3 protein-coding genes are annotated in these 3,543 nt (G+C 75.1%); 2 read left to right on the top strand and 1 reads right to left on the bottom strand.

Going from position 1 to position 3,543, the window contains the following annotated elements; genetic code table 11:
* Positions 1–244: 244 nt before the first annotated feature.
* The gene (locus D450_RS0124395) at positions 245–529 is read left to right on the top strand and encodes a hypothetical protein (RefSeq protein ID WP_017541245.1); all 285 of its coding nucleotides are present in this window, start codon (positions 245–247) and stop codon (positions 527–529) included.
* Positions 530–946: 417 nt separating this feature from the next.
* Here D450_RS0124395 and D450_RS0124390 read toward each other — a convergent pair whose 3' ends face one another.
* Positions 947–2,053 carry a CPBP family intramembrane glutamic endopeptidase gene (locus tag D450_RS0124390; RefSeq protein WP_017541244.1) on the bottom strand — a complete coding sequence of 369 codons (1,107 nt, stop codon included), beginning with the start codon at positions 2,051–2,053 and terminating at the stop codon, positions 947–949.
* A 410-nt stretch (positions 2,054–2,463) separates the two neighbouring features.
* On the opposite strand from D450_RS0124390, the gene D450_RS0124385 reads away from it, so the two are divergent.
* The gene (locus D450_RS0124385; RefSeq protein WP_241483271.1) at positions 2,464–3,303 is read left to right on the top strand and encodes a DUF5701 family protein; all 840 of its coding nucleotides are present in this window, start codon (positions 2,464–2,466) and stop codon (positions 3,301–3,303) included.
* Positions 3,304–3,543 lie beyond the last annotated feature (240 nt).

Here is a 3,543-nt window from a genome sequence, read left to right as displayed (position 1 = left end):
AGGACGCGGCCGAAAGCTCCACCACTCCAACGGCCACGACCGCACCGGCCTCCCGTTCCTGCGCCGGACCGCGCATTTCGAGGGACATCGAAACCCGTCCGGGGCCCGTCCCAGCGCCGGGTGCGGAGGCCCTCGGCGTCCTGACGCCCCCGGCGTAGCCTGGAGGCGGGGTCCCCGTCCGGTGGCACTCGGCTCCGACGGCACCCCTCCCGGCCGAGACCGGGGTCGTCCTCGGAGGTACACGATGACCGATGCGAGCATGCCGCACGGCGGAGCGGGCGGCTCCGGCAGTGTGCGCGGGCGGCGCGGCCGCCTCAAGGGCGCCCTGGGCAGCCACGACCGCCCGGCCAGCGCCCTGGCCTTCCGCCTGATCCTGGCCTGGTTCGGGGCCGCGGTCCTGCTCGCGGCCACGGTGCTGGCGGTGGTGTGGGCCCACCACACGCTGCTGGCGGTGGTCTTCGCGGCCGGGTTCCTGGGCGCCTGCCTGAACATCTACTGGGTGCGCCAGCGCCTGCGCCACGAACGCTGAGGCGGCGCCGGGGGCCCCGCCCCGTCGACGGCGGCGGAGACCGGATGAGCATCCCGCCTCCGCGAACGGGCCCATGGATCACCCGCACCGCGGCACCTGCGGGACTGCCGCCGCCCCGCTCCCGGATCCGCTGCGCGTCCTGAGCCCGGCGCCGCGGTCGGAGGAGGGTTTCGAACGGGCCGTTCGGGCTACGCGCACCCACCGGCCGGACCTGTCCCGCCCAGCCCAGGGGACCTGTCGGCGGCCCTCCGGAGGTACCGCGCCGCATGCCGGGCGCGATGCGCTCCACTGCGGCATCCGGCAGCGGGCCGACCGTCAACCGCCCGCCGCCGCCCATCGCCGCCCGCACCGCCGACCCCTCGTCGTCTCAGCGGGGCGTCCCGGCCGGTGTCCGTCCGGCCGGGCACCGGCCCCGGGTCACGACCGGGTGCGAACGCCCATCCGCTTGGCCAGGAAGAAGACCACGGCCAGGTAGAGGACCAGCTCCACCCCCGGGCCGAGCATGATCTCCCAGGAGACCGCCCCCTGGTCCAGCGGGGAGGCGGCCTCGCCCGCCGAGGCGGCCAGCAGGAACCCGCCGACGTTGTGCACCACGTGCAGGCCGATCGCCGCCTCCAGGCCGCCCGTGCGGATGGTCACCCAGGCCAGGCAGAGCCCGAAGAGGAAGACCCAGACCATCCCCCAGTCCCGGTAGCCGTGCAGGGACATGAAGATCACCGAGCTGACCAGCGCCCCCGGCCACGGGGTGCGCATGAAGGCGCCGAAGGCCTGCATCAGCCAGCCGCGGAAGACGTACTCCTCGGCGGCCGCCTGGAAGGGGATGAGCAGCACGATCGCCACGGCCGGCGGCAGGAAGGCCGCCCAGCCGGCCCAGCCGCCGAACTCCCCCAGGCCCTGTCCGGACAGCAGGTCATAGGTGAGCGCGACCCCCCAGCCCACCAGCATGGCGCCCACGGCGACACCGGCGCACACGCCCATCCAGCGCCACCGCAGCCGGCCGGCCACCGAGGAGACCGAGCCCACCGGGCGCCGCTGGGCGAACCGCACGGCGAACAGCACCGGCGGCAGGGCCAGCGCCAGCCCGAGCGCGGTGGCCACGAGGGTGGCGACGGGCATCTCGCTGAAGAGCGCCTCGGGGTCGGTCATGTCGACGCCGGCGAACGCCGCCGCCACGACGAGGACCATGCTCAGCCCCACCACCGTCACCAGGCCGGAGCCGAAGATGAGCAGCGTCCCCACGACCGGCCGCCACCACCGGTTCCGCGCGGTGCGGGCCAGCAGGTGGTAGGGCTCGCCCTCGGGCACCGGGTCGACCTTCGGCGGCGGCGGGGCCGCCACCGGGGGCGCACCCCAGGGGTACCCGCCGGGGGCGGCCTGCTCCGGGGGCGGAGGTACGGGCGGCGGAACGGCCCCACCGGAGGGGGCCTGGCCGCCCGGGGGCGCGTACCAGGGGCCGTCCGGGGCGGCGGCGCCTCCGTCGGAGTCCCCGTGCCGGTCGGGGCCCCGCTCCGTCGGCTCGTTCATGTCTCCGTCCTCCCTCTCCTGTCCGCGGCCTCAAGCATCCCGCCGGACGGGGGCCGACGGCCAGACACCACTGTCACCGGCGCTCGGTGACGGACCGGTGTACGGCGGCGATGACATCCGTCATCCCGCCTCAGGCCCGGGTCCGGGCCCGGGATCCGGCCTGTCCTGCGTGGAGGACGCGGTCGCGCCGCCCCTGGCGCCGCGGCTTTGCCCTCGACGGTGCGCCGGGCGGAAACGAACACCCACGGCCATATGAGTGGACGGTTCGACGCTGTCCTCGGTCGTCCGTTACGCGAAACGGGCTGAATCCCCGCCACTTCGAAAAATTCCTCCCTCGGGAACAAGACGGGCCCGCCCCGCGTTAGGTTCCTCGTACGCTGTACGACTAAGAAGGGACGCCCCCCGTGCCCGTGACGCGCACACCCCGGACCGCCGACACCGCGTACGACGAGAGGAGGGCCCACACACCCGCCACGACCATCCCCGACGCACCGACTACCGGGGAGAACGCGCCTCCCCGCACCACCGGCGCCGCCCGCGCCGCCTCAGAGGAGTTCGACCGCCAGGTCCGCGTCCTGGTCGACAAGGGTTACCCCGGGCTCTGCGGTACGGACGCGGAGGGCTTCGCCGCGTTCGTGGAGCCCCTGCGCGCGCAGGCCCTCGCGCACGCGCCGTCCGGGGCCCACGACGCGACCGAGACCGGCGAGGCCGCCGAGCCACCCGCCCCGGTCCGGGCGCCGTTCCTGCTGGTGATCACACGGGAGGCCGTCCCGATCGAGGAGACGATGCCGCTGACCAGGCTCACCCGCGGGACCCGGCCGGGCTTCGTCGACCGCACCTTCGAGGAGGGCGCACTGGCCCGGTTCACGACCGTCCCCGAGTCGGCACCGCCACCCGTGCCGCCGACCGGGCCGGGAGAGCCCGGCACCGCGCCCCGGGCCTACCTGCTCCTCGGCGCCGACCGGGGCGAGGAGTTCTGCGGGGCGGTTCCCAACGACGCCTTGGAAGAGATCCGCCGCCGAGGACGGTCGCCGCTCACCATCGAGGAAGGCATCGCGTTCGTGACGCTCTTCCCGGAGGCGCTGGAGAAGAACAAGTGCTTCTCTCTGGCCGGATCGCGCTGCGGCGACCGGCGCGTCCCGGCCGTGTGGATCGGTAAGCGCTCCCCCAAACTGGGCTGGTGCTGGGAGGGCAACCCGCACACCTGGCTGGGCATGGCCTCCGCCGAATCCCGCACCGGGGCCCTGTGACCGCCCGGCGGGCGGACCTCCTCCCCTCCAGGCCCGCCCGCCGGGCTTCCCCGTGGCGACAGGCGTCCCGCTCTTGCCTGCCTCCCGAGCGGCGGGGCCCCTGCGGTACAGGTATCGGGCAGCGACGAAGAGGCGGCGGGCCCACCGGCAGCGCTGCCGACCACCGGGCACACGAACAGCCAGGACCGGCAGGCGACGACGGAGCGGCTGGTCCCCCGCTCATGCTCGGTTGCCAGGCGG

The organism is Nocardiopsis halophila DSM 44494 (genome assembly GCF_000341245.1).
Lineage (GTDB): Bacteria > Actinomycetota > Actinomycetes > Streptosporangiales > Streptosporangiaceae > Nocardiopsis_A > Nocardiopsis_A halophila.
This window is presented reverse-complemented; position numbering and strand designations above follow the sequence as displayed.